23 protein-coding genes are annotated in these 25,623 nt (G+C 63.7%); 14 read left to right on the forward strand and 9 right to left on the reverse strand.

Going from position 1 to position 25,623, the window contains the following annotated elements; genetic code table 11:
• The first annotated feature begins 101 nt into the window (after positions 1-101).
• Both D8Z78_RS08600 and purS read left to right on the forward strand, forming a co-directional pair.
• Positions 102-2,312 (forward strand): right-handed parallel beta-helix repeat-containing protein, encoded by a 2,211-nt coding sequence (locus D8Z78_RS08600; protein WP_121629710.1) that lies wholly within the window; start codon positions 102-104, stop codon positions 2,310-2,312.
• A gap of 142 nt (positions 2,313-2,454) precedes the next feature.
• Complete coding sequence (gene purS, locus D8Z78_RS08605) at positions 2,455-2,685, forward strand: phosphoribosylformylglycinamidine synthase subunit PurS (protein WP_121629709.1); 231 nt, start codon at positions 2,455-2,457, stop codon at positions 2,683-2,685.
• A gap of 12 nt (positions 2,686-2,697) precedes the next feature.
• Here the strand turns inward: purS and D8Z78_RS24575 are convergent, their stop codons facing one another.
• The gene (locus D8Z78_RS24575; protein WP_164932914.1) at positions 2,698-2,925 is read right to left on the reverse strand and encodes a hypothetical protein; all 228 of its coding nucleotides are present in this window, start codon (positions 2,923-2,925) and stop codon (positions 2,698-2,700) included.
• A 9-nt stretch (positions 2,926-2,934) separates the two neighbouring features.
• Here D8Z78_RS24575 and D8Z78_RS08610 point away from each other — a divergent pair, with 9 nt between their 5' ends.
• From D8Z78_RS08610 to D8Z78_RS08625, 4 genes are all read left to right on the forward strand, one after another.
• The gene (locus D8Z78_RS08610; protein WP_240672054.1) at positions 2,935-4,749 is read left to right on the forward strand and encodes a methyl-accepting chemotaxis protein; all 1,815 of its coding nucleotides are present in this window, start codon (positions 2,935-2,937) and stop codon (positions 4,747-4,749) included.
• Positions 4,750-4,888: 139 nt separating this feature from the next.
• The gene (purQ, locus tag D8Z78_RS08615) at positions 4,889-5,557 is read left to right on the forward strand and encodes a phosphoribosylformylglycinamidine synthase subunit PurQ (RefSeq protein ID WP_121629708.1); all 669 of its coding nucleotides are present in this window, start codon (positions 4,889-4,891) and stop codon (positions 5,555-5,557) included.
• Between the two features lie 37 nt (positions 5,558-5,594).
• Positions 5,595-7,355, forward strand: a complete 1,761-nt coding sequence (locus D8Z78_RS08620) for a sensor histidine kinase (protein ID WP_121629707.1) — start codon at positions 5,595-5,597, stop codon at positions 7,353-7,355.
• A 10-nt stretch (positions 7,356-7,365) separates the two neighbouring features.
• A complete protein-coding gene (locus D8Z78_RS08625) occupies positions 7,366-8,700 on the forward strand; it encodes a sigma-54-dependent transcriptional regulator (protein ID WP_121629706.1) in 1,335 nt (444 codons plus the stop codon).
• Positions 8,701-8,866: 166 nt separating this feature from the next.
• Here the strand turns inward: D8Z78_RS08625 and gap are convergent, their stop codons facing one another.
• Positions 8,867-9,871: a type I glyceraldehyde-3-phosphate dehydrogenase gene (gap, locus tag D8Z78_RS08630; RefSeq protein ID WP_121629705.1), complete on the reverse strand. Its 1,005-nt coding sequence runs from the start codon at positions 9,869-9,871 to the stop codon at positions 8,867-8,869.
• A 171-nt stretch (positions 9,872-10,042) separates the two neighbouring features.
• Here gap and D8Z78_RS08635 point away from each other — a divergent pair, with 171 nt between their 5' ends.
• Both D8Z78_RS08635 and D8Z78_RS08640 read left to right on the forward strand, forming a co-directional pair.
• On the forward strand, positions 10,043-10,432 hold the full coding sequence (locus D8Z78_RS08635; protein ID WP_121629704.1) for a DoxX family protein: 390 nt from the start codon (positions 10,043-10,045) through the stop codon (positions 10,430-10,432).
• A gap of 25 nt (positions 10,433-10,457) precedes the next feature.
• Positions 10,458-11,423: a DUF808 domain-containing protein gene (locus tag D8Z78_RS08640; RefSeq protein ID WP_121629703.1), complete on the forward strand. Its 966-nt coding sequence runs from the start codon at positions 10,458-10,460 to the stop codon at positions 11,421-11,423.
• 73 nt (positions 11,424-11,496) lie between these two features.
• On the opposite strand, the gene D8Z78_RS08645 is transcribed toward D8Z78_RS08640, so the two are convergent.
• The gene (locus tag D8Z78_RS08645; protein WP_121629702.1) at positions 11,497-12,117 is read right to left on the reverse strand and encodes an invasion associated locus B family protein; all 621 of its coding nucleotides are present in this window, start codon (positions 12,115-12,117) and stop codon (positions 11,497-11,499) included.
• Between the two features lie 472 nt (positions 12,118-12,589).
• Between D8Z78_RS08645 and D8Z78_RS08650 the strand changes: the two genes are divergently transcribed.
• Entirely contained in the window at positions 12,590-14,134 is a 1,545-nt protein-coding gene (locus D8Z78_RS08650; RefSeq protein ID WP_121629868.1) for a helicase HerA-like domain-containing protein, read from the forward strand.
• Between the two features lie 96 nt (positions 14,135-14,230).
• On the forward strand, positions 14,231-16,756 hold the full coding sequence (locus D8Z78_RS08655) for a penicillin-binding protein 1A (RefSeq protein WP_121629701.1): 2,526 nt from the start codon (positions 14,231-14,233) through the stop codon (positions 16,754-16,756).
• Between the two features lie 33 nt (positions 16,757-16,789).
• On the opposite strand, the gene D8Z78_RS08660 is transcribed toward D8Z78_RS08655, so the two are convergent.
• Entirely contained in the window at positions 16,790-17,644 is an 855-nt protein-coding gene (locus D8Z78_RS08660) for an aminoglycoside phosphotransferase family protein (RefSeq protein WP_164932922.1), read from the reverse strand.
• A 91-nt stretch (positions 17,645-17,735) separates the two neighbouring features.
• Here D8Z78_RS08660 and prfB point away from each other — a divergent pair, with 91 nt between their 5' ends.
• From prfB to D8Z78_RS08675, 3 genes are all read left to right on the forward strand, one after another.
• Positions 17,736-18,860, forward strand: coding sequence for a peptide chain release factor 2 (prfB, locus tag D8Z78_RS08665; protein WP_121629699.1), 1,125 nt, complete (start codon positions 17,736-17,738; stop codon positions 18,858-18,860).
• Positions 18,861-18,864: 4 nt separating this feature from the next.
• A complete protein-coding gene (locus D8Z78_RS08670; RefSeq protein ID WP_121629698.1) occupies positions 18,865-19,266 on the forward strand; it encodes a RidA family protein in 402 nt (133 codons plus the stop codon).
• 79 nt (positions 19,267-19,345) lie between these two features.
• Positions 19,346-20,158 carry a DUF2189 domain-containing protein gene (locus D8Z78_RS08675; RefSeq protein WP_121629697.1) on the forward strand — a complete coding sequence of 271 codons (813 nt, stop codon included), beginning with the start codon at positions 19,346-19,348 and terminating at the stop codon, positions 20,156-20,158.
• Between the two features lie 30 nt (positions 20,159-20,188).
• Here the strand turns inward: D8Z78_RS08675 and D8Z78_RS08680 are convergent, their stop codons facing one another.
• The 3 genes from D8Z78_RS08680 to D8Z78_RS08690 form a co-directional block, all read right to left on the reverse strand.
• Positions 20,189-20,401 carry a hypothetical protein gene (locus D8Z78_RS08680; RefSeq protein WP_121629696.1) on the reverse strand — a complete coding sequence of 71 codons (213 nt, stop codon included), beginning with the start codon at positions 20,399-20,401 and terminating at the stop codon, positions 20,189-20,191.
• Complete coding sequence (locus tag D8Z78_RS08685; RefSeq protein ID WP_121629695.1) at positions 20,398-21,549, reverse strand: aromatic ring-hydroxylating oxygenase subunit alpha; 1,152 nt, start codon at positions 21,547-21,549, stop codon at positions 20,398-20,400. Before D8Z78_RS08685 ends, D8Z78_RS08680 begins: the two co-directional genes overlap by 4 nt.
• Positions 21,550-21,652: 103 nt before the next feature.
• Complete coding sequence (locus tag D8Z78_RS08690; protein ID WP_240672055.1) at positions 21,653-22,480, reverse strand: helix-turn-helix domain-containing protein; 828 nt, start codon at positions 22,478-22,480, stop codon at positions 21,653-21,655.
• Positions 22,481-22,749: 269 nt separating this feature from the next.
• On the opposite strand from D8Z78_RS08690, the gene D8Z78_RS08695 reads away from it, so the two are divergent.
• Positions 22,750-23,067, forward strand: a complete 318-nt coding sequence (locus D8Z78_RS08695) for a hypothetical protein (protein ID WP_121629694.1) — start codon at positions 22,750-22,752, stop codon at positions 23,065-23,067.
• Between the two features lie 69 nt (positions 23,068-23,136).
• On the opposite strand, the gene ilvN is transcribed toward D8Z78_RS08695, so the two are convergent.
• Together ilvN and D8Z78_RS08705 are read right to left on the reverse strand one after the other, a co-directional pair.
• Complete coding sequence (gene ilvN / locus D8Z78_RS08700; protein ID WP_121629693.1) at positions 23,137-23,697, reverse strand: acetolactate synthase small subunit; 561 nt, start codon at positions 23,695-23,697, stop codon at positions 23,137-23,139.
• A gap of 141 nt (positions 23,698-23,838) precedes the next feature.
• Complete coding sequence (locus D8Z78_RS08705) at positions 23,839-25,593, reverse strand: acetolactate synthase 3 large subunit (protein ID WP_121629692.1); 1,755 nt, start codon at positions 25,591-25,593, stop codon at positions 23,839-23,841.
• Positions 25,594-25,623: the final 30 nt, after the last annotated feature.

Below are 25,623 nucleotides of genomic sequence, written 5' to 3' on the forward strand. Positions count from 1 at the left end.
TGTTCTCTGCGTGCTTCTGACAGGCAAGGAATTCTTTACTTGGCGGAAGGCCGCGCGGGGCGTAGCCTGACAGGCAACAATTTGCCAACGGGGACATTTCCATGAGACCGCTTCTGATTGCCCTCACCCTGCTTGCCAGTACCACCGTGTTCAGCGCAGCCCACGCCCAAGGCCCCGCCGAGTTCGACCCGAGCGACTTTGGCAAGATCGTCATCCAACCGCGTCAGGCGGCGGGCGGCGCGGGGGGCTTCGTGCTGGAGCAGGCCTTTGGCGACTACCAGAACGAGCCTATCATCGAATATGGCGAGAACTCCCCGGCGGTGCGGCTGGGGCGGCCCATCGGGCGGCTCGACATGCTGTTCTCGAACGGCAAGACCGGGTTCTGCACCGCCTTCATCGTCGACGACCAGCACATCCTGACCAATCACCACTGCGTGCCGGGCATGGATGGCGACCCCTCGGGCAAGGATAGCGGTGTGCAGGCGGCGCAGTTGGTCATGGGCTTCATCAAGCCGGGCCGCTCCGAGGGCGTCGACCGCTACACCGTCAGCCCGCAGATCGTCGAGACCTCGCGCGAGCTGGATTATTCGGTGCTTCGGGTCTTTGGCAATCCGTCGACCAAATACGGCAAGCTGGAACTGGCCGAGGAAAACCCCGAGGATGCGGAATTCCTGTGGATCATCGGCCATCCGCAGGGCCAAGCGCAGCATATCAGCCGCGAGGGTTGCGCCGCCGCCAGCCCCGCGATCTCGGACGAGGGCAAGCTGGTCCATACCTGTGACACGCTGGGCGGCAATTCCGGCTCGCCCGTGCTGCGCATCACCGACAAGCGGGTGATCGGCCTGCACCATGCGGGCGACAGCCGCACCGGCTTCAACATGGCGATCCCGATGACGCGGATCATCCCCCAGTCAAAGGTGCTGAAGGCCGCCGTTGGCCCCCATGCCGAAGGCCAGCAAGTGGCCGCCGCGCCGGTACCGCAACCGAAACCGAAGCCGGTCGAACCTGCCGCCGTGCCCGATCCGGAACCCGTGCCCACCGCCGCCGCGCCCAAGGCCGCCCCGGCGGGCAACCAGTGCTCGGCGCTCTGGTCCGAGGCCAAGCTTCTGGGCTGCGCCGGATACGAGGCCTATGTCGACGAGTGCGGCGACCACACCTTTGCGTCCATGGCGCGTCGGGTGATCCAGCGCGAATGCTCCATTCCCACGGTCGCGCCCGCCGATGGCGATACCAAAGTCCTGACGGTCAAGGCCAATGGCGGCGGCGATTTCGACACGCTGGCCGCAGCCGTGGCGCGGGCCGAGCCGGGCAGCCGGATCGAGGTCTATCCGGGCACCTATACCCAAGGCATCGATGTCAGCAAACCGCTCGACATCATCGGTGTCGGCAACATGTCCGACATCATCCTCGCGGTTGCGAATGACAATGCCATCGAGTGGACGGCCCCCTCGGGGCGGATTTCCGGGCTGACGGTGCGCCAGACCGGGGGCAAGTATTTCGGCGTGCATATCGCCGGTGGCAACGTGGTGATCGAGGACAGCGACTTTACCGCCGCCGAACTGGCCGTGATTGCCATTCGCGGCAACGAGGGCGCGACCATCCGCAGGTCCACCATCCATGACGGCGCGCAGGGCGGGATATTCGTATTTGAAAACGGCAAGGCGCTGATCGAGGACAACACCATCTTCGGCAACGGGTTGGGCGGGATCGAGATCAAGGAAGGCGCGGCCCCCACCGTGCGCGGCAACACCATCCGCGATGGCAACGGGTCGGGCATCTTCGTCAACGTGGATGGCTCGGGCATCATCGAGAACAACACCGTGTTCAACAATGCCCTTGCCGGGATCGAGGTCAAATCCGCCTATGACGTGATCCTGCGCGGCAACGTGGTGCGCAATGGCCAGCAGGGCGGGATCATGCTGTCGGACGGATCGACCGGGCGGGTCGAGAACAACACCGTCTACGGCAACGCCTTTTCGGGGCTTGAGATCAAGTCCGACGCCAACCCGATGGTCACGGGCAACGAATTCCGAGACGGTCAGCAAAGCGCGATCTACATCCACGAAGGCGGGCGTGGCGTGCTTGAGAACAACTCGATCCACCACAATGCCTTCTACGGCATGTCGGTGCGGGGCGACTCGAACCCGATCGTGCGCGCCAACACCTTTTCGGACAATGTCTACGAGGCGATCCGCGTGCGCGAAGGGGCAGGCGGCACCTATGAAAACAACGACATGTCCGGCAATGGCGCGGGGGCTTTCCTGATCGAGGCGGATGCTGGCAACGTGATCCGCCGCGGCAATATCGAGTGACCCTGCAAGCCGTGTGAGGCGTGTGCGCCGCCCCGGTTGGGGCGGCGTCTTTTCATCCGGGCGCGCGCTTTGCCCTTGCATTTCGGCGCGCGATGCGGTTCCAACCGCCCAAGCGAAATGCCACAGACAAAGGGGTCGGATCATGAAAGTTCGCGTGCATGTGATGCTGAAACAGGGCGTTCTGGATCCGCAGGGCGAAGCGGTGCGCCACGCGTTGGGGGCCCTTGGCTTTGACGGCGTGTCCGGTGTGCGGCAGGGCAAGGTGATCGAACTGGAACTCGCCGATGGCACCTCGGACGAGACGATCACCGAGATGTGCGAAAAGCTGCTCGCGAATACCGTCATCGAAAGCTACCGGTTCGAGACGATTTGAACCTTTTTCGTCTCAAATCCAAGGTTTGATCTGGCCGGGCGTTAACATCTTGGCAGAGGTCGGGATGGCATCCTGACGGGCGATGAACTTCGCTCTTCGGGGGGCTCGATGCCAAATTTCGGAAAATCCTTGAAAGTCGTCCTTGCGGTCGGCTTTTCCACCTTGCTGCTGCTGGCTTGCGGCGGCCTTTTCGTTGCCTTTGACATGCAAAGCCGGCAAAGCGCGAGCGATGCCGCCCAAGAACGCCAGATGGCATCGCTGCGGGTGCTGATCAGCAGCTTTGCCAATGAATTCGATGGAATCGAGATGGAACTGGACAGCGACGGCGACGTGTCCGCCGCGCGCTGGCCGGAGCTTGTCGTGCCTGACAGCCACGAACTGATCGACAGGGTCGGGCAGATCTCTGGCGAGACGGCGACGCTGTTTGCCTGGGTGCCCGAAGAGGGCGATTTCATCCGGCGCACGACCAATATCGTCAAGCCCGATGGCAGCCGCGCGGTGGGGACATGGCTGGGCAAGGAAAACCCGGTCCATGCCGCGATGCTGCGCCGCGAAACCTTCAAGGGAAAGGCGATGATTCTTGGCAAGTCCTATTACACGATCTACCAGCCGATCCTGAACGCCAGCAACGAGGTCGTCGGCATCTTCTACGTCGGTGTCAGCCGTGCGGCGATTGATGCGCAGGTCATGCAACGGCTCAAGCTGGGCCTCGCCGCGACTGCCGTGGCCACCTTGCTGGGCGTCTTGGGGGCGATGCTGTTGCTGAACCGCGGCTTGCGGCCGCTGACCGACATCTCGGCCCGTCTCAAGGACATGGCCGAGGGGGACCTGACGGCAGAGGTGCCGCACAAGGACCGCCCCGATGCGCTGGGAGCGGCGGCACAGACCGTCGAGACCTTCCGCGAGCAATTGGCGCAGGCCAAGGCTGGCGAAGCCGAGGGCGAGCGCAAGGCCGCGGAACAGGCCCGCGTCGTCACCGCGCTGCGCAAGGGGCTGGAAGCCATCGCCGAGCGCAACCTTGCCGTGCGGATCGAAGGCGCGCCCTTCCCGGCGGAGTATCAGGCGCTGCGCGACGACTTCGACGCTGGTGTCGACAGCCTTGCGAAGGCCCTCGCCGAGGCGGACGGGGTAGCGCTTGGCGTGCGCAATGCCGCCAACGAGATCGGCACCACCTCGGATGACCTCGCACGGCGCGTGGAAATGCAGGCCGGGACGCTGATGCAATCGGCCGAGGCGCTGAATCAGGTCACCGCCAGCAGCCGCGAGATTGCCGGCAATGTCGAGGAGGCGGATCGCCTTGCCATGACCTCGCGCCAGCTTTCGGATGAAAGCGGGCAGGTGGTGCGCCGCGCCATCGAGGCAATCAACCGGATCGAGGCGACCTCGGACAAGATCAACCAGATCATCTCGGCGATCGACGACATCGCCTTCCAGACCAACCTTCTGGCCCTGAATGCCGGGGTCGAGGCGGCGCGCGCCGGCGAGGCGGGCAAGGGCTTTGCCGTCGTCGCCTCCGAGGTGCGCAGTCTTGCCCAGACCGCCGCGCAATCGGCGCAAGAGATCAAGACATTGATCCTGTCCTCGTCCGAAGAGGTGCGCGAGGGCAGCGAGTTGGTGCAAAAGACCGGCGCGTCGCTGGACGAGGTGCAAAAACAGGTGGCGGAACTGGGCAGCCTGATCACCAATATCGCCGGATCGGTGCGCAGCCAGACCGACAGCTTGGGCGAGATCAATGACGGTGTGCAGCGGCTCGAAGGCGCAACGCAGGAAAACGCGGCAATCGTCGAGCAACTGAACGCGGCCGGGCAGAGCCTCAACATCGAGGCCGAAAGGCTCGCGGATACGCTGGGCGCCTTTGCCCATGGCCGTTCTGTCACGGCTGGCATCGAGGTTGCCACGGACCGCAAGCCCGCAGTTCCGGCAGCGGGCAGTTGGCAAGCCGAGCGCGCGTTGGAGTGGGACGATCTGCCCGAGGCGGAACCGGTTGCGGTCAATGCGCCGGCCCGGTCGGCACCGGTACGGGCAGCGAGCAAACCCCATAACGGCAGCTGGGACGAGTTCTGAGGCCCAAGAGACAGCTGCTTGCCCGGACTGTCAAACCGGGCAAGCTGTGCTAAAAGCCGCGCGAAGGGGGCGATTCTGCGGATATCGCCCCGGCGCGGACCGATCGGCCCGCTACGCATTCGGTGAGAAAGGAACGCCCATGAAAGCCGCCGTCATCGTCTTCCCCGGGTCCAATTGCGACCGTGACATGGCCCGCGCCTTTGCGCAGGCGGGGCTTGAGGTCGAGATGGTCTGGCACAAGGACACGGCGCTGCCTGCGGGCGTGGACATCGTCGGTGTTCCGGGCGGGTTTTCGTTTGGCGACTATCTGCGCTGCGGGGCGATTGCCGCCAACGCGCCCATCTGCGCCGAGGTCAAGGCCCATGCGGACCGGGGTGGCTATGTGCTGGGGGTCTGCAACGGGTTTCAGGTTCTGACCGAAACCGGCCTTTTGCCCGGTGCGCTGCTGCGCAATGCCGGTCTGAAATACATCTGCCGCACCATCGGTCTGCGGACCGAGGCTGCCGACAGCGTCTATACCCAAGGCTATGGCGCCGGCACCGAGATCGCGCTGCCGATCGCCCACCACGACGGCAACTACTTTGCCGATGACGCAACGCTTGACGCGCTCGAGGGCGAGGGCCGCGTCGCCTTCCGCTATACCGACAACCCGAACGGCTCGGCCCGCGACATCGCGGGGATTGTGTCGGCAAACAAACGGGTTCTGGGCATGATGCCGCACCCCGAGCGTGCGTCGGAAGCCGCTCATGGCAACGAGGACGGTGCGCGTCTTTTCGCCCATCTGACCTCGGCGCTGGCTACGGCCTGACTTGAGAAGGCGTGGCGCGGGAACTATCCTGCTCCACATGGCCCGGCTCCCGTCCCTTTCCAACACTCGGCGTTCTGCGCCCCTGTCCTTCAGGGTGCGCTTTGCCTTGGGCGTTTTGCTGGTCGCGGCCATTGCCACCGTCTGGATCACGAACCGCCTGCTGACCGACCGGTTCATCGAGACCACGCGCAACCGCGCGGAGCTGCGGCTTGCGCTTTATTCCGGCAACCTCGTCTCCGAACTGCGCCGCAACGCCATCGTGCCGCAATTGCTGGCACGCGACCCGGCCTTGATCGGGGCGCTGAACTCGGCCGATTATGCCCAAAGCTCGCAGCGGTTGATCTCTTTCGTGGACGAAATCGGCGCGGCCTCGCTGATGCTGCTGGACCGCGAAGGGCGGACCGTCGCCGCGACAGATCGCAACCGGCTGGGCGAAAACCACCGCACCGCCGCCTATTTCGTCGATGCGCTGCGGTCCAACACCACCGTCTTCACCACCATCGAACGCGAGGCGGGCGGCTATCGCTTCGTCTATTCGCGCCGCATGGAAAGCGTCGGCGAAACCGTCGGCGTGATCGCGGTCGAGGTCGATCTGGCGAAATTCGAACGCGCCTGGGCCGGGATTTCCGACGCGGTGATGGTGACGGATAGCGAAGGCCGGATCATCCTTGCGACCGAGCCGCGCTGGCGCGGGCTGACCGTCGACGGCGCCTTGGCCCGTCAACCCGCCGACGGTGCGATCGAACGTGCCATTCGCGCCACCGCCGACTGGACCGCGCAAGAGGCCGACGCCTATGTCAAGGGCGAGGGCGTGATGAAGATCGAGGGACGCATTCCGTTTCGCGGCTGGTCGCTGATCACTTTCACCACCTATGCGAGCGTGCGGGAACGGGTGAACGCGGTCTTGGCGCTGGAGATCATGGGCTTTGCCATCCTCGCCGCGCTGGCGTTCTACACGTTGTCGCGCAAGACCGCGCTGCGCATGGCGCTGTTCCAGCGCGACGCCACCGAATTGCGCGCCCTGAACGCCCGCCTGCAACGCGAGATTTCCGAGCGCGAAAAGGTGCAGAAGAACCTCGCCGTTGCCGAACAAAGCCTTGCGCAAAGCTCGAAACTGGCCGCGCTTGGCGAGATGTCGGCGGCGGTCAGCCACGAGTTGAACCAGCCCTTGGCGGCGATGAAGACCTATCTTGCGGGCGCGCGCCTATTGCTGAGCCGCAACCGCCCCGACGAGGCGCTCAGCGCCTTTCACCGCATCGACGACCTGATCGAGCGCATGGGCGCGATCACCCGTCAGTTGAAATCCTATGCCCGGAAAGGGCAGGAACAGTTCAGCCCGGTGGACATGGCGGATGCGCTGGCCTCCAGCCTGTCGATGATGGAACCCCAGTTGAAATCGCGCCGAGTCAAGATCACCAAGATCCTGCCCGACGCACCTGTCCGCGTCATGGGCGACCGGATGCGGATCGAACAGGTTTTGATCAATCTCTTGCGGAACGCGCTGGACGCCACCAAATCACAAGATGACCCACAGGTGGAGATCATCCTTGCGGCCGGGGAAACCGCCACGCTCAGCGTGCGCGACAATGGTCACGGGATCGAGGATCTGGATTCGCTGTTCGAGCCTTTCTACACCACCAAGCAGCCCGGCGATGGTGTCGGGCTGGGTCTGGCGATTTCCTCGGGGATCGTCAGCGATCTTGGCGGGCGTCTGACGGCGCGCAATGGCGAAGATGGCGGCGCGGTATTTGAAATGCAATTGCCTGTCTTGAACGAGGCAAGCGAAGCGGCGGAGTGAAAAGAGTACGATGGCCAACGCAATGAAGATCGCGATTGTCGATGACGAACAGGATATGCGCCAGTCGATCAGCCAATGGCTGGCCCTCTCGGGCTACGACACCGAAACCTATGCCTCTGCCGAGGAGGCTTTGGGCGCGTTGGGGCCGGACTATCCGGGCATCGTGATTTCCGACATCAAGATGCCGGGCATGGATGGCATCCAGCTGCTGAAGAAACTCATGGGCGCGGACAGTTCGCTGCCCGTGATCATGATCACCGGGCATGGTGACGTGCCGATCGCGGTCGAGGCGATGCGCATCGGGGCGTTCGATTTCCTCGAAAAGCCCTTCAACCCCGACCGCATGTCGGAACTGGCAAAGAAGGCGACCAATGCGCGCCGCCTGACGCTGGACACGCGCGCGCTGCGCCGCGAATTGGCCGAAGGTGGGCAGATCATGTCCAAGCTGATCGGCGCCTCGCCTGCGATGGAACGGCTCAAGGAGGATATCCTCGATCTGGGTCAGGCGGATGGCCATGTGCTGATCGAGGGCGAGACCGGCACCGGCAAGACGCTTGTGGCCCATGCGCTGCACGCGGTCGGCACCCGGGCGGGCAAGAAATTCGTGCTGATTTCCTGCGGCGCGATGGACGAGGACGCCCTGACCAAGCGCCTGTTTGGCCCGATGCAACCCGATGACACCCGGCTGCCTGCGGTCGAAGAGGCGCGCGGTGGCACGCTTGTTCTCGAAGATATCGAGGTGCTCAGCGACGCAGCGCAGGCGCGGCTGTTATCCGCGATCAACGATCAGGGCACCCCGCCCGAAACCCGCATCGTGGCGATTTCCAACCTTCAGGAAGAGGGGCGCACCTGCGAACAGGCGCTGCGCCCGGACCTCTATTATCGCCTTGCCGCGCTCAAGATCACGGTGCCGCCGCTGCGTGCGCGCGGCGAGGACATCCTGACGCTGTTCACGCGGCTCAGCGAACAATTCGCCGAGGAATACGGCTGCGACGCGCCCAAGGTGTCCGCGCAGGAGGCTGCGCAACTATTGCAGGCCCCATGGCCCGGCAATGTGCGCCAGTTGATCAACCTCGCGGAACGCGCCGTGCTGCAATCGCGGCGCGGGCAGGGGACGATTGCCTCCCTGCTGATGAGCGACCATGACCAGATGCAACCGGTGATGACCACCGAGGGCAAACCGCTCAAGGAATATGTCGAAGCGTTCGAGCGGATGCTGATCGACAACACGATGCGGCGGCACAAGGGCTCGATCAGCCAAGTCATGGACGAGCTGTGCCTGCCGCGCCGCACCTTGAATGAAAAGATGGCCAAATACGGGCTTCAGCGCGCCGATTACCTCTGACGGCAAACGGGCAGTGACGGCGTCCGACCCGCACCATCGTCCCGGTCTTCTTCTGGCTGAAAATACCGTGGGGTGAATGGCCTCAGGCCAGAGGGGCAAAGCCCATGCTTGAAAACGAAAAGCGCCCGGCCAAAGGCCGGGCACCGTTCGACAGATCCGCGCAAGCTTAGTGCAGCAGCCGGCCCATGGCACCGGCCACGTCGGCCATCCGTGCCGAGAAACCCCATTCATTGTCATACCACGCCAGCACCCGGACCAGACGGCTGCCCGTGACCTTGGTCTGATCGGGGGCAAAGATCGAGGAATGCGTGGTGTGGTTGAAGTCGATCGAGACCTTGGGCTCCGGATCGTAGGACAGCACCATGCCCATGCGCCCGGCGGCGGCCTCGGCCACAACCTCGTTCACATCGGCCACGGTGACGTCTTTCTTGGCGACGAAGGTCAGATCGACGGCGGACACGTTCGGGGTCGGCACGCGCATGGCGGTGCCGTCGAGCTTGCCTTTGAGGTTCGGCAGCACCTCACCCAGCGCCTTGGCCGCGCCGGTCGAGGTCGGGATCATCGCCATGGCGGCGGCGCGGGCGCGGTACAGGTCCGCGTGGCGGCGATCCAGCGTCGGCTGGTCGCCCGTGTACGAATGGATCGTGGTCATGATGCCGCTCTCGATGCCGATGGCCTCATCCAGAACCTTCGCCAGCGGCGCGAGGCAATTCGTCGTGCAGGACCCGTTCGAGATCATCACGTCGCCCTTGACCAGATCGCGGTGGTTCACACCGTAGACGATGGTCTTTTGCACGTTCTTGGCGGGGGCCGAGATCAGAACCGAGCGGGCACCGCGCGCGAGATGAGTGTTCGCCTTGTCGCCGTCGTTGAAGTTGCCGGTGCATTCCAGCACCACGTCGCAGCCACCCCAATCCAACTCGTTCATGTCATAAGACGACATCACGTCGATCGGGCCGCGGCCCAGATCCATCGACTGGCCTTCGACCTTGACGGTGCCGGGGAAACGGCCATGCACACTGTCATAGCGAAGCAGGTGGGCATGCGTCTCGATCGGGCCGGGGGCGTTGATCTTGACCACCTGCACGTCGTTGCGGGCGCTTTCGGCGATATGGGCAAGGGTCGAACGGCCGATGCGGCCAAATCCGTTGATCCCGACGGTGACGGTCATGGGGCGGTCTCCTGCATCTGTCATTTAAGGATCGTATACGGACGCATGCTGCGCCTGCATAGCTTTAAAAACCAGTTAACTCAATATGTTAGCGATAAACATGCATGTTCGCGCTAACTTTGTCCGGCTGGTTGCGTTAACGTTTGCGGAACCATGCGAAAGGAGGCCCGGATGCGGCATTTCGAGGATAGTGCGGTGCTGTTGGGGCGGCTGTTCATTGCCATGCTTTTCGTGGCGGGATTCGTGCAGAAGCTCGGCGATCCGGGCCCGGCGACCGAGCTTTTGGCGATGCGCGGCTGGCCGGGCTGGCTGATCTGGCCGGCCACGGTCTTCAACCTCGTGGCGGCTGTGGCGCTGATCCTTGGCATTCTGGTGCGCCCGGTGGCGCTTTTGCTGGCGGTGTATTGCGCGGTGACCTCCTATTTTCATTTCCAGCCCGAAGACCCTTGGCAAATCAGCATCTTCGTCAAGAACTGGGCCATCGTCGGCGGTTGCCTCGTGCTGGCGGCCCATGGGGCGGGGCGCTGGCGCTTGCACCCGGGGCGGGGCGGGTTAAGTTGACGACAAACCGCAAGGAGAGACAGTCATGAGCGGCCTTCTGGCATTACTCGACGATGTGGCGGGCATCGCCAAGGTGGCGGCGGCTTCGGTCGATGACATCGCGGGCGCGGCGGCCAAGGCCGGGTCCAAGACGGCGGGCGTCCTGATCGACGACGCGGCGGTGACGCCGAAATACCTGCAAGGCTTCGAGCCGGCCCGGGAACTGCCGATCATCTGGCGCATCGCGCGCGGCTCGCTGGTCAACAAACTGGTCTTTCTGTTGCCTGCGGCGCTGTTGATGTCGGCCTTTGCGCCGTGGCTGGTCTGGCCACTGCTGATCCTTGGCGGCTGCTACCTGACCTTCGAGGGTGCCGAGAAGATCGTGCATGTGCTGATGCCGCATGACGACCATTCCGGCGGGCCCGACGGCAGCCACGATATCGGCGATCCCCTGCATCTGGAGGAACAGAAGGTGCAGGGCGCGATCAAGACCGATTTCATCCTGTCTGCCGAGATCATGGTGATCGCGCTGTCGACGATCGAGATCGAGGGCTTCTGGATGCAGGCGGTGACACTGGCCGTCGTCGGCGTCGCGATCACGCTGTTTGTCTACGGCGCTGTGGCGGTGATCGTGAAGATGGACGATATCGGCCTCTGGCTCAGCCAAGTCGGGCGACTGGGACTGACCCGTGCGCTGGGACGGGGCATCGTCAAGTTCATGCCATGGCTGCTGAAGGCGCTGACCGTTGTGGGGACGGCGGCGATGATCTGGGTCGGCGGCTCGATCATCGTGCATTCGCTGGCCGAGATGGGCTGGCACGCGCCAGAGGCGTTCATCCACCACCTGTCGGAGGATTACGGGCAGGGCAATGGCCTGCTGGAATGGGCGATCACGGCGGGGGTCGATTTCGTTCTGGGCTTTGTCGTGGGCCTGATCCTGATCCCGATCGGGACCAAGCTGGTTGCGCCGGTCTGGGCTGCGCTGTTTGGCGGCAAGGCCGGGGCACACTGACGTCGACACAGCCGACGGCAACGAAAAAGGCGCGCCCCGCGAGGCGCGCCTGATTGTTTGGTCCGGGCCGATCTTACTGGTTCAGCGCCGAAGTCTGATCGAACGCGGCGGTGAAGCCGGTCAGCGACATGGTGACCTCGACCTTCTGATCGGGGGCCAGCGCGGGCACCAGCGTCACGGTCGCGGCGGCACCGGCCTTGAAGCGGGCGATATCCTCGGCGGTAAAGCCGACACGGGCGTAGCAGCCGACCTGCGCGCAGAACGCGTAGTCATAGCGGCGCGGCTGGCCGCCATCGACGGACACGCTCAGCTTGGCGGTCAGCAGGGTTTCCAGCGGCACGACAAAGGTGCCCCCGGCGACGGCCTGACCGCCATTGGACAGCTGGAAGATCGACGCTTCGGCCACGCTATTGCCTTGGCCATCGGTCAAGAGCTGGTACATCTGGCAGACATCGTCGGCGTCCTGCACCTCGAGGCATTGCAGGTCCCAGTCGCCGAATTTTTCCTTCACATAGGTGCGCGGACCTTGTTGGGCTGCGGCTGCGGCCGGGGCGCCGTCGTCCTGACCCATGTCGAGCGCGCCACCGATATTGGTGCCGGCACCCTCAGGGTTTTCCGCACCCTCGTCCTGGGCCAGGGCCGGAGCGGCAGCAAGGGCGGCAAGAAGCGAAAGCGTGAGAAACGGTTTTTTCATGTATGACCTCAAAACTCCGGTGTTTGCGCGATGGGTTATCATGTGTCTCCGCCGGTGTCAGGCCCGAAAAACATGACCTTTCCGGCCCTTCGCGGATTGTCGCCAAAGCGGTCCAACCTCTTGGCCAAAAAAGAAAAGGGGCCATCACGGCCCCTTTTCATTTCACTCCCTGTCGGACCGGCCGACTTTGTCATTGACGGGACGCTACGAAAACAAATCGTCACCGTCAACAGGGATTTTTCAGGGAATTTCGGAAGGTTAATCCACCACGCCCACGCAAAGCCAAAAAAGCCGCGCCCGGGGGCGCGGCCAGTCTGACAGGGAGGAAGTAAGCCCGGAGCAGGAGAGGACATGACGCCCCGGACACGAAAGACTATGGCAGCAAATGGTTAAGGATGTATGTTCGGGCGGAACGATCAGCCGCGCGGGCCTTTTGCAGGCCAAACGCCCGGCAGGCAGGGGACGGATGAACATGGTCGAAGAAATCTTCGTCGGCGGCGGCGGGGCCGGTTACGCTGAAAAACAGTATCTGAAACTGAAATACGCCAACCGGCACGGGCTGATCGCCGGGGCGACCGGCACCGGCAAGACGGTGACCTTGCAGATATTGGCCGAGAGTTTCTCGGCGCAGGGCGTCCCGGTCTTCATGGCCGATGTCAAAGGCGATCTGTCCGGGCTGGCCAAGGCCGGCTCCGAGACGGGCAAGCTGCACGCCCCCTTTATGGACCGCAACGCGACCATCGGCTTTGACGATTTCGCCTATGGTGCCTTTCCCGTGACGTTCTGGGACCTGTTCGGCGAGCAGGGGCACCCGGTGCGGACGACCGTGGCCGAGATGGGGCCGCTGCTGCTGTCGCGCCTGCTGGAACTGTCCGAGGCGCAGGAGGGCATCCTGAACATCGCCTTCCGGCTGGCGGATGAGGACGGCTTGCCTTTGCTCGATCTGGCGGATCTGCGCGCCATGCTGGTCTGGATCGGCGAGAACCGCGCCGATCTGCAATTGCGCTACGGCAATATCTCGACCGCCTCGATCGGCGCGATCCAGCGCCGTCTCTTGGTCTTGGAAAATCAGGGCGGAAGCGGGTTCTTCGGGGAACCGGCGCTGGACCTGCGCGACCTGATGCGGGTGGGGCAGGACGGGCGCGGACAGGTCAACATCCTCGCCGCCGACACGCTGATGGCCTCGCCCCGGCTCTATTCGACCTTTCTGCTGTGGCTTTTGTCGGAACTGTTCGAGGAACTGCCCGAGGTGGGCGACCCGGACAAGCCGAAGCTGGTCTTCTTCTTCGACGAGGCGCATCTGCTGTTCGACGGCGCGCCCAAGGCGCTGGTCGACAAGGTCGAACAGGTCGCGCGCCTGATCCGGTCCAAGGGGGTGGGGGTGTTCTTCATCACCCAGAACCCCGACGATATCCCAGAAGATATCCTTGGCCAGCTGGGCAACCGGGTGCAGCACGCGCTGCGGGCCTTCACCGCGCGCGACAAGAAGGCGCTGCGCATGGCCGCCGAAACCTATCGCCCGAACCCCGATTTCGACACCGAAACCGCGATCCGCGAGGTCGGCGTGGGCGAGGCCGTGACCTCGTTCCTTGAGAAAAAGGGCATCCCCGGCATCGTCCAGCGCACGCTGATCCGTCCGCCTTCGTCGCAACTGGGGCCGATCACCAAATCCGAGCGCGCCGAGGTGCTGGATCTCAGCGACCTGCATGTCCGCTACGCCGAGACGGTGGATCGCCATTCGGCGTATGAGATGCTCAAGGAGCGTGCCGAGGCCGCCGCCAAGGCCGCTGCCGAGGCCGAACAGCGCGAAGAGGAGATGGAGGCCGCCGAGCGCGAATATCAGGCCGGGCGGCGCTACTCGGGCACGCGGGTCGGGCGGTCGACCTCGAAACCGGTGCGCAGGCCGCAGAAGTCCTTTGGCGAGCAGATGGGCGACATGGTGGTCAAGGAACTGACCGGCACGACGGGGCGTCGCCTTGTGCGCGGCATCCTTGGCAGCCTGTTCAAGGCCCGCTGAGGCGCGGTTGACGTAGGCGGAACCCCGCGCGCTTGTGTTTTGACCCACGCGGTCTTGCCGTATAATGAGGCGGCGAGTGGTAAAGGGGCCGGGTACGTGCTGCGATTCATCTTGTCTTTCTTTGGTGGCATCTTCGCCGTCCTGACCATGGGTCTGATGATGATTGCGCTGACCATCGGCGCGGTTTTCTGGATCTATGGCCGGGACTTGCCGAGCCACGAGCATCTTGCGCAATACACGCCGCCGACGATCAGCCGCATCTACTCGACCGAGGGGCAGGTGATCGACGAATTTGCGCAGGAACGCCGCCTGTTCACCCCCGCCGCCGAAATCCCCGACCTCGTCAAGAACGCCTTCATCAGCGCCGAGGACAAGAATTTCTACACCCACAAGGGCTATGACCCGCGCGGCATCGTCGCCGCCGCGATCGATACGGCGCGCGGCAATACGCGCGGCGCCTCGACCATCACCCAGCAGGTGATGAAGAACTTTCTCCTGTCCGGCGACCGCCGCGCCGAGCGCAAGATCAAGGAAATCATCCTTGCCAGCCGCGTCGAAACCGCGCTGTCCAAGGACAAGATCCTTGAACTGTACTTGAACGAGATCTTCCTTGGCCAGAACGCCTACGGCGTGACCGCCGCCGCGCAGGTCTATTTCAACAAGTCGCTCTCCGAACTGCTTCCGCACGAGGCGGCCTTTCTGGCCTCGCTGCCCAAGGCACCGTCCGATTTCCACCCGGTCCGCCGCAAGGAGCGCGTGACCGAGCGCCGGAACTTCGTCCTGAAAGAGATGATGGAGAACGGCTATATCGATCAAGCGACCTACGAGCACGAGGTCGCGCTGCCGTTGAAATCCGTGCAGAACGGGGATTTCGAGCCCTACCAGAACGCCTTGCCGCCGCGCGATTACTTCACCGACGAAATCCGTCGTCAACTGAGCCGCAATTTCGGCGAGGAACAGTTCTTTTCCGGCGGCTATTCCGTGCGCGCGACGCTCGACCCCGAGATGCAGGTCGAGGCGGCCAACGCCCTGCGCCGTCAGCTGGAAAGCTATGACCGGGGCTTGGGCAAATGGAACGGCACCGGCAAGAAAATCCCCGCCGAGGCGCTGGCCTCCGAGGAAAGCTGGCGCGAGGCGCTGTCGAATGTGCGCGTGGCGCGCGACGTGGATCTGGTCGCGCCATGGCACCCGGCGGTTGTGCTGGACGTGCGCGATCAGGAACTGGTGATCGGCATCGAGGGCGTTGCCAGCGACGACCCGCGCGGCAACCGCGTGCCGCGGTCGGACACGTCGTGGTTCTCCGGCAACCTGTTCGACAATTTCGAAAAGGGTGACGTGATCCATGTCCGCGAGATGACCGAGGATGGCAGCGGCGCGTTCATGCGCTGGTCGCTGCGGCAGATTCCGCGCGTGCAGGGCGGCTTCATGGCCATGGACGTGAACACGGGCCGCGTGATCGCGATGCAGGGTGGCTTTTCCTACCAGCACTCGGTCTTCAACCGCGCGACGCAGGCGAAACGCCAGCCGGGGTCGAGCTTCAAGCCGTTCGTCTATGCCTCGGCGCTGGACAGCGGCTATACCCCGGCGACGATCATCGTCGACGCGCCGATCGAGATCGACACGCCGCAGGGCGTCTGGCGGCCCAAGAATGCCAGCAACCAGTTCTATGGTCCGACGCCGCTGCGCACCGGGATCGAGCGGTCGCGGAACCTGATGACCATCCGTCTGGCACAAGAGGTCGGCATGGATGTGGTTGCGGATTACGCGGAAAAGTTCGGTGTGTACGACAATATGGGCCGGGTTCTGGCCAACGCGCTCGGCGCGGACGAGACGACGCTGTACAAGATGGTGGCGGCCTATGCGATGTTTGCCAATGGCGGCGAACGGGTCGAGCCGACGCTGATCGACCGCGTCCAAGACCGCTATGGCCACACGATCTATTCGCATGACGCAGCCGACGGCAACAAGCGGGTCTGCGTGGATTGCGATCTGGCCGATCTGGACCCGGGGCGCAGCCCGCGCATCGTCAATGACCGCGAGCGCGTGATGAACGGGGTCACTGCCTACCAGTTGACCTCGATGATGCAGGGCGTCGTCCAGCGCGGCACCGCGTCGTCCTACGTGAACCTGCCGGTGCCGACTGCGGGTAAGACCGGCACCACCAACGACGCCAAGGATGTGTGGTTCGTGGGCTTTACCTCGAACATCGTGGCCGGCTGCTATATCGGCTATGACACGCCGCGATCGCTGGGGCGCGGGGCCTCGGGCGGCGGGTTCTGCGGGCCGGTCTTCAACCAGTTCATGACCAAGGCCGTGCAGAAATACGGCGGCGGCGACTTTAAGGTGCCGGAGGACTGCATGTTTATCAAGATCGACCGCTTTTCCGGCGCGCGCCTGTCCGACAGCGCCAGCGGCGAGAATGTCGTCAGCGAGTGCTTCCGCCAAGGCGAAGAGCCGATCTTCGGCATCCAGTTCGACGGTGGCTTTGCGATGTCGGGCAGCTTCGACATCATCCGCCCGGATGGGGGACCGGCACAGGAAGTCGTGACCTCGACCGGCAGGAAGGCCGTCGTTGGCCCCAAGGCCGGTTTCGGTTCGTTGTCGTCGGGCGGCTTGTACTGATCGAGCGGGGGACGGCGCGCCGTCCCCGTCGCGTCAGTCGGCCATGCCTGCCTCGTCCGCAAGCGACAGGAGCAGGGCCAGCAGGTCTGACTCCGGGTCATCGACCAGCACGCGGTTGGCCCGCCATGCAATCGACAGCGCGCATTTGGCCGCTGCCCACCCGGCCAGCCGCGTGCGGTCGACCCCGAGCGTGCCTGCAAAGATGTCCAGCCGCGCCGATTGATGCGCCTTGTCGCGCAACACTGCCTCGCAGCCCGCAGGTTTTCGCATGGCATTGGCCAACTCATAGGCAGGATCGGCAAGGATGCCCTTGGCGTCGATTGCCTTGGGATGGGCCCCGACGATCACGTTGTCGTGGTGCAAATCGCCATGCAGCGGGCGCGGCTTGTGCTCGGAGGTCAGCAGGTGGCGCGCCAGCGCGCTGGCGCGGCGCATGTCGGCCTGCAAGGCGACCGGACAGGTGGGCGCGTAGGACAATTGAAACAGGTCGTGGAACCACAACTCCAGCCGCGGCAGGCGGGCCATGTCGGGCAGGGGGGCCGCATGCAGCGCATGCGCCACCAGCGCCAGCCGCTCGCAGGCGTCCAGATCGCGCCCGGCGCGGCTGTCATCGCCCAGATGGGCGCCCGGCACGTATTCGATCAGCAGCGCGCCCGGCCCCTCGCCAATGATCTCGGCGCAGGCCAGCGGGGCCGTCTCGGACCAGTGATGCATCAGGGCGATTCCCGCCGCCTCGTTGCCGAAATGCCCGGCGCGAAAGATCTTCAGGACCGCAGGGTCGCCCGAGATCATCCTGACCTTGAACACCCGCGCATGCGGCGTGTTGGCCAGCGGCTGCGGGTCCGTCAATGCGAACCCGTCCAATGCATCCTGCAACCTGTCGTCCAAGTCCTGCTCCCGTCTTGCTTTGGCTGTCTTGCTACGTGCCTGTCCCCTTGGTATCACGCGGCACCCGAGGGCACGAGACAGGAACCGACCGATGCGCGCAGAAGCTCAGAATAACGTGGACAAGGTGAAAAAGTCGCTCGATCTGCTCGCCCAGCGGATGGATATCGAGACCGCGCAGTTCCGGCTGGAGGAATTCAATGCCCGCGTCGAGGACCCGAACCTGTGGGACGACCCCGCAGCGGCGCAAAAGCTGATGCGCGACCGCCAGTCGCTGGTCGACGCGATGGAGACCTACAACGCCATAAAGCAAGAGATGGAAGATCAGGTCGAGCTGATCGAACTGGGCGAGATGGAAGAGGATGACGAGGTCGTCACCGAGGCCGAGACTGCGCTGAAGACGCTGGTCGACAAGGCCGCCAAGAAGGAACTCGAGGCGCTCTTGAACGGCGAGACCGACGGCAATGACGCCTTTCTGGAGATCAAGGCAGGCGCGGGCGGCACAGAGGCTTGCGACTGGGCCAATATGCTGGCGCGGATGTATGTCCGCTGGGCCGAAAGCCGTGGCTTCGAGGTGGAGTTGCAGGAAGAGCAGGCCGGGGCCGAGGCGGGCATCAAATCCGCCACCTACCAGATCAAGGGCAAGAACGCCTATGGCTGGCTGAAATCGGAAAGCGGCACGCATCGGCTGGTGCGCATCTCGCCCTTTGGCAAGGGCACGCGCGAGACGTCGTTTGCCGCCGTGGGCGCCTATCCGGTGATCGACGACAATATCGAGGTGGTGGTGAACCCCGCCGATATCCGCATCGACACGTTCCGGTCGTCCGGCGCGGGCGGTCAGCACGTCAACACCACCGACTCGGCGGTGCGGATCACCCACCACCCGACGGGCATCGTCGTGACCTCGTCCGAGAAATCCCAGCACCAGAACCGCGACATCGCCATGAAGGCGCTGAAATCGCGGCTGTATCAGCTGGAACTGGACCGCCGCAATGCCGAGGTCAACGCGCTGCACGAGGCCAAGGGCGACGCGGGCTGGGGCAACCAGATTCGGTCCTATGTCCTGCAGCCCTACCAGATGGTGAAGGACCTGCGCACCCAATACGAGACGGCGGATACGTCGGGCGTTCTGGATGGCGATCTCGACCCGTTCATGGAGGCGACGCTGGCGCTGCAACTGTCCGGCAAGAGCCGCGCCGACGCCCGCGGCGAGGACTGACCCGATGCGCCGGCTTGTCTCGTCGGGGTCTTATCTGGAACCGGAAATCGGGTTCAGCCGCGCGGTGCGGGTGGGCCATGTGGTGGCGGTGTCGGGCACCGCACCGATCGCACCGGGTGGCGGCACCAGCGGCGTCGGCGATGTCTACGCCCAGACCAAACGCTGTCTGGAGATCATCGGGGAGGCGTTGCGCGACGCCGACTGCGACCTCAGCGACGTCATCCGCACCCGCGTCATGCTGACCGATGCCCGCCAGTGGAAAGACGCGGCGCGCGCCCATGGCGAGGTCTTCGGGGAGGTGCGCCCGGCCTTTACCTTTGTGCAGGTGGCCGGCTTCATCGACCCGGATTGGCTGGTGGAACTGGAGGCGGATGCGGTGGTCCCCGACACGACGACGCGCGCCTGAACCTGTATCAGAGAGGCATCTTGCCTAAGCCACCGCGCATCGCCTTTACTGCATGTCAGCCAGTGCAGGGAGACAGGGCATGATCGAGCAGGAACCGCAACATGGCGCACCGGATCTCGGCCCGGTTGACGACTGGATCCTCCGTAAGGCGCTGCAGCGCGGCTGGCGCGATTTCCGACGCGCTCCGGGATTCGCGCTGGTCTTTGCCGGGTTTTACATCCTTGGCGGCTGGATCATGGTCTGGATCACATGGATCACCGGGCAAAGCTATTGGCTGGTCTTTGCCGCCATCGGCTTTCCGCTGATCGCGCCCTTTGCCGCTGTCGGCTTCTACGATGTCAGCCGCCGGTTGGAGGAAGGCCGCCCGCTCGACTGGATGAAGATCTTTTCGGTGATCGGGCGCCAGTCGAAACGACAGCTGCCGTCGATTAGCGCGGTGATCATCGTGATCTTCCTGTTCTGGTTCTTCCTCGCACACATGATCTTTGCCCTCTTTCTGGGGCTGTCGACCATGACCAACGTCTCGTCCTCGTTCGAGGTCTATACCACGTCCAACGGTTTGATGATGCTCGGATTCGGGACAGCGGTGGGGGCGGGGTTCGCCTCGCTGCTCTACATGATCACGGTACTGTCCTTGCCGATGCTGCTGGACCGCGAGGTGGATTTCGTCACGGCGATGATCACCTCGTTTCAATACGTGCTGACCTATCCGCTGTGGATGTTCGGCTGGGCCGCGTTCATTGCCGTCGCGACTTTCATTTCGATGATCCCGGGCTTTCTGGGCCTGTTCATTGCGCTTCCCGTGCTGGGCCACGCAACCTGGCACCTGTATGACATGCTGGCCTATGGCACCAACAAGGGCGAAATTCCGGCCCCCGTCAGTGCCGAATGACGCAGGGGCGGGGAGCGACCCCGCCCGACATCACGCTTCGCGCCCCTCGGCCTTGAGCCGGGCATGAAGGTCCAAGGCGCGCGCATCGCCTTGTTCCAGTGCAAAGATATAGGCATGGGTCAGATAAAAGCAGGCCGCGTCGAGGTCGTTTGCCCCATCGGCGGCCCGCGCATAAAGCTCCACCAGCGCGCGGTGGTCCCGCGCCTCATGGGCCTCGATCAGCATGTCGTCCAGCGCCTTCATTCCGCCGCCTCGGCCATGCGGTTGCGCCGCGCCTCGATCTGGCTGGCCACCCAGTCGTGGAAACAATGCGTCGGCCCGTCCATGGCCGGAGAGAATTTGCCGCCATCGAAACCGGGCGCATGGCGCCCTTTCTGCATGCCCTCGACGACAAAGATGTCTTCTTCGAAGACGGTCTTCCACAGCTGCGTGTTGCGCTGCCGCAGGCCGCTATCGGTGCCGGGCTGGGCATAATAGAGATGAATGTTCTCGACCGTGCGGTCGATCGCCTCGGGCACCAGAACGATCGCAAAGGCATGGTCGCGCTGGACGCCCAACAGAACGTTGGGATAGATCGCAAGGTATTCGCCCGCCGTATCCCACTTGTCGGACAGGCCTTCGAAATCCGGGAACGGCTCGCCGTTCTCGTTCGTCACCTGCCGGTAGACCAGCGTGCCCTGTCCGGAAAACGCCCCCGGTTCTTCGATGTTGTAGTGATCCTCCAGCCGGGAATAGCTGTTCAGGCCGGGATGCACCCAGGGCAGGTGATAGCTTTCGCAGAAGTTTTCGACCGCGAGCTTCCAGTTGGTCTGGACGGGCAGGGTGATCACGCTGTCGAACCCGCCGTGGTAGAGCGGCTTTTCGACATCGGCCCAGCGTTGCATCGCCGGAGCCATGGCGACCTCGAACTCTGGCGCGTTGCCGTTGACATTGATGAAGACGACGTCACGCCAGATATGGCTGCGCACCTCGATCAGGCCCAGCGTCGCGCGGTCGATCGCCTCGTGCGTGTTGTGGCCGGGTCCGCCCACATGCGGGGTCGACACCAGCCGCCCGTCGGTTCCGTAGCACCACGAATGGTAGGGGCAGCGGATCGCGCCTTCGATCTTGCGCGCCTCTTCCACAAGGATCATGCCGCGATGGCGGCAGATGTTCTGGAAGACGCGGACCACGTCGTCGCGCGCGCGCACCAAAAGCAGGGGCATCCCCAGAAACGAGATCGGCTTCGCGTCGCCGATTTCGGGCACCGACGCGGCCACATCGAGGCCCGCCCATTGGTCGAACAAAAGCGCCTGACGTTCCTCATCGAAGATGACGGGATCGATATAATGCGCATTGGGCAATCCAAGCGCGGTCGCTACGGGACGACGGACATCGGACAAGTCGGTCATGGGGCCAGTCTCCTTTGGTGGGTGCCCCACCCTAAGGCGCTGATCCCATGCAGGTCGTGTCGTTTTCCGACAGCAGGCTGACGCCTAGCGACCTGTCATGGCTTTACGCAAAGGCTTCGCCCGGTTTCAGCAACTGGCGGTGATACTGGACCAGATCATCGGCGCTGCAGAAACCCGCGCTGCGCGCGGCGCGCAGGGCCCGGGGCATATCGCTGCCAAGGTATTCATAGACTAGCCGTTCGACCCGACGTCCGGCGACATTCTCGCGCACGGGGCGGGTGACATAGCCCACCCAGAAATTGTTCTCGAAGGTCGGCACGCGGGCGAGATAGTTGAACGAGAAGGTCGTCGAATGGTGGCGGCTGACGAGGATGGCGAACCCGTCCTCCTGTCGCAGGAACGCGCCGCGGAATTCGCGGTTGCGCATATCGGTGCTGAGCCCTTGCTGGCGCATTGCAGCCTTGGCCTCGAACCCCTTGAGAAAGGCGTCGCCGTCCTTGCGGAAGACGTAAACCAGCCCCTGCACGTATTTTTCCTCGTCCATGAAGGACCGGCGGGTGAAGCGATAGAAGCCGCTGGGCAGTTCATCCTCGGAGAGCGGTTTGGCCGCGTTGCCGAGGAAATCCGAGATGGCCGGGTTTTGCAGCAACCCGTCCGAGATCGGCGTGATCTCTTCCACCGGCTCCAGCAAGATGCGCGCATCGACGCCGAAATAGGTGCAGATGCGGTGCAGCACGTCCGGTCGCGGAAAGCTCTCGCCGGCGAGGTAGCGGTTGTACTGGGTCCGGTTGATGCCCAAGTCCCGGCACAAGGCTGAAATCGAGACAGCCTGACGGGACAGCTGGCGCAGGTTCGCACCAAGCATGGACCGAAGCTCGGCAGGGCTGGGGCGCTTGGACAGCGTAGAGGGCTTGCTCGACTTGGTCGCCATCCTCTCCTCTCTCTCTTTAGGTGTTTTATCGTACAGCATTTTTCCTATCGCGCGTAAGCTGCCACATTTTCTTGAAGACGTGATGCTGAATGGCGTCAGCCCTGATGCGTCTTGGCGACAGGATTGCAGGGATGCGGCACAAAAATCAACCCGGCGACACGGGAAAAAACGTGTCTGAAACAGGTTTTTCCGTCACCTTGACCGTGGATTAACCAACTAACGCGGCAGGCCTGCCTCTGGCACGCGCCGCTTCCGTCAAAGAGAGCGTCATGGAAGATCGAATGTATGGCGTGGTCCTGTGGGCCGATGAATGTGACCAGAAAGCCGTGATCTGGTGCGAGGATCATGGCAATCTCGCCTATTACAACGGCGCCGAGCACAGCATGCACGAAGGCGTGGCGTTGGATCCGGGTGATCTGATCCAGTTCGAGTTGCGCGAGGAACAGGATTGCCGCCGCGCCAGCAACCTGCGCCGCGTCGATGCCGGCTGGGCACCGGGCCTGCCCGAGAACCTGCGCAGCACGAAACGACTGGCCCCGCTGCCCAAGGCCGACAACGTGGTGGCCTTCCCGGGCGTGCGCCGCTGACCTCCCGCGACGGGACAAGAAAAAAGGCACCCCTCGGGGTGCCTTTTCGGTTTCGCGGAGGTCGCCGGATCAGGTGCCGCGGCTGAGGGCGGCAACCCCGGTCCGGGCGATCTCGACAAGGCCGAGCGGGCGCATCAGATCGGCAAAGGCATCGATCTTGTCCGGCGTGCCGGTCAGCTGAAACACGAAGCTTTCCAACGTCGAATCAACCACATGCGCACGGAACACATCCGCCAGACGCAGCGCCTCGACCCGGTCGTCGCCCTTGCCCGCCACCTTGATCAGCGCCAGTTCGCGCTCGACAAAAGCGCCCTCGACGGTCAGGTCATGCACCTCGTGCACGGGCACGATGCGGGTCAGCTGCGCCTTGATCTGCTCGATCACCTGCGGCGTGCCGGTGGTGACGATGGTGATGCGGCTCAGGTGACCCTTGTGGTCCACCTCGGCGACGGTGAGGCTTTCGATATTGTAGCCCCGGCCGGAAAACAGGCCGATGACCCGGGCCAGCACGCCCGGCTCGTTCTCGACAAGCACCGCCAGCGTGTGACGCTCCTGCACATCCGAAAACGTGGGACGCAGGTTATAGGCCGAATGCTTGGACGAGCCTTTCTTGATCTTTAGCGGGGACATCCCTGACTTCCTTTTTGTATCATGCAGCTCACTGCGGTGCGGCGGTCCTTGGCTTCTTTGGTCCGCAAATACCTTCGGGGGGTGCGGGGGGCAGACAGCCCCCCGCCTCGGTCGGGCAGGGCGCAGCCCGCCCGAAACCGATCAGACCAACACGGCCCCTTTGCCGGCGATGGCATTGGTGGCCTTGGCGTCGCCCAGCAGCATCTTGTTATGCGGCTCGCCCGACGGGATCATGGGGAAGCAGTTCTCGTGCTTCTCCACCAGACAGTCGAACACCACCGGCCCGTCGTAGTTGATCATCTCCATGATCGCGTCGTCCAGATCGGCAGGGTCGGAACACTGGATGCCCTTCGCGCCAAAGGCTTCGGCCAGTTTCACGAAATCGGGCAGGCTTTCGGACCAGCTCGACGAATAGCGCTCGCCATGCAGCAATTGCTGCCACTGGCGAACCATACCGAGGCGCTCGTTGTTCAGGATGAACTGCTTGACCGGCAGGTGATATTGCATCGCGGTGCCCAGCTCTTGCATGTTCATCAGCCACGACGCTTCGCCCGCGACGTTGATGACCAGCGACTCCGGATGCGCCATCTGCACGCCGATCGACGCGGGGAAGCCATAGCCCATGGTGCCCAGACCACCGGAGGTCATCCAGCGGTTCGGGTCCTCGAAGCCCATATATTGCGCCGCCCACATCTGGTGCTGGCCGACCTCGGTGCAGATGTAGCGGTCCTTGCCCTTGGTCAGCTCTTCAAGACGCTGGAGCGCGTATTGCGGCTTGATGACCGCGCCCTCCTGCTTGAACTTCAGGCAATCGACGGCGCGCCATTCCTCGATCTGTTTCCACCATTTGGCCAGACCGTCGCGGTTGACCTTGCGGCCGCGCGCCTTCCACAGGTTCAGCACATCCTCAAGCACATAGGCCACATCGCCGACGATCGGGATGTCGGTCTTGATCACCTTGTTGATGGAGGACGGATCGATATCGATATGCGCCTTTTTCGAGTTGGGCGAAAACGCATCCAGCCGCCCGGTGATCCGGTCGTCGAAGCGCGCCCCGATATTGATCATTAGGTCACAGCCATGCATCGCCATGTTCGCCTCGTAGAGGCCGTGCATCCCGAGCATCCCCAGCCACGCCTTGCCCGAAGCCGGGTAGGCGCCCAGACCCATCAGGGTCGAGGTGATCGGGAAGCCGGTGGCCTCGACCATTTCACGCAGCAATTGGCTCGCGGCGGGGCCGGAATTGATCACGCCGCCGCCGGTGTAAAACACGGGCCGCGCGGCGTTTTCAATCGCTTCGACCAGTTGCTCGATCATCTTGGGGTCGCCCTTGATGACCGGCTGATAATGCGAGGTCGAGACCTTCTGCATCGGCTGGTATTCGGCAGAGGCGAACTGCACATCCTTCGGGATGTCGATCAGCACCGGGCCGGGGCGGCCGGTCTTGGCGACGTGGAACCCCTCGTGGATGGTGGCGGACAGCTTTTCGGTGTCCTTGACCAGCCAGTTGTGTTTCGTGCAGGGGCGGGTGATGCCGACGGTGTCCGCCTCCTGAAAGGCGTCCGAGCCGATCATGAAGGTCGGGACCTGCCCGGTCAGCACCACAAGCGGGATCGAATCCAGCAGCGCATCGGTCAGGCCGGTCACGGCATTCGTCGCCCCGGGCCCCGAGGTCACGAGAACAACGCCGGGCTTGCCGGTCGAGCGGGCATAGCCCTCGGCCATGTGCACGGCGCCCTGTTCGTGGCGGACAAGCACATGCTTGATGCTGTTCTGCTGAAAGATCTCGTCGTAAATCGGTAGAACGGCACCGCCGGGATAGCCGAATACCGTGTCCACACCCTGATCGATGAGGGCCTGAACCACCATTTTCGCTCCGGTCATCTGACGTGTCATAGCTCTACTCCGTTCACGACACTTCTATTT

This window comes from Tropicibacter alexandrii, from assembly GCF_003667315.2.
Lineage (GTDB): Bacteria > Pseudomonadota > Alphaproteobacteria > Rhodobacterales > Rhodobacteraceae > Tropicibacter > Tropicibacter alexandrii.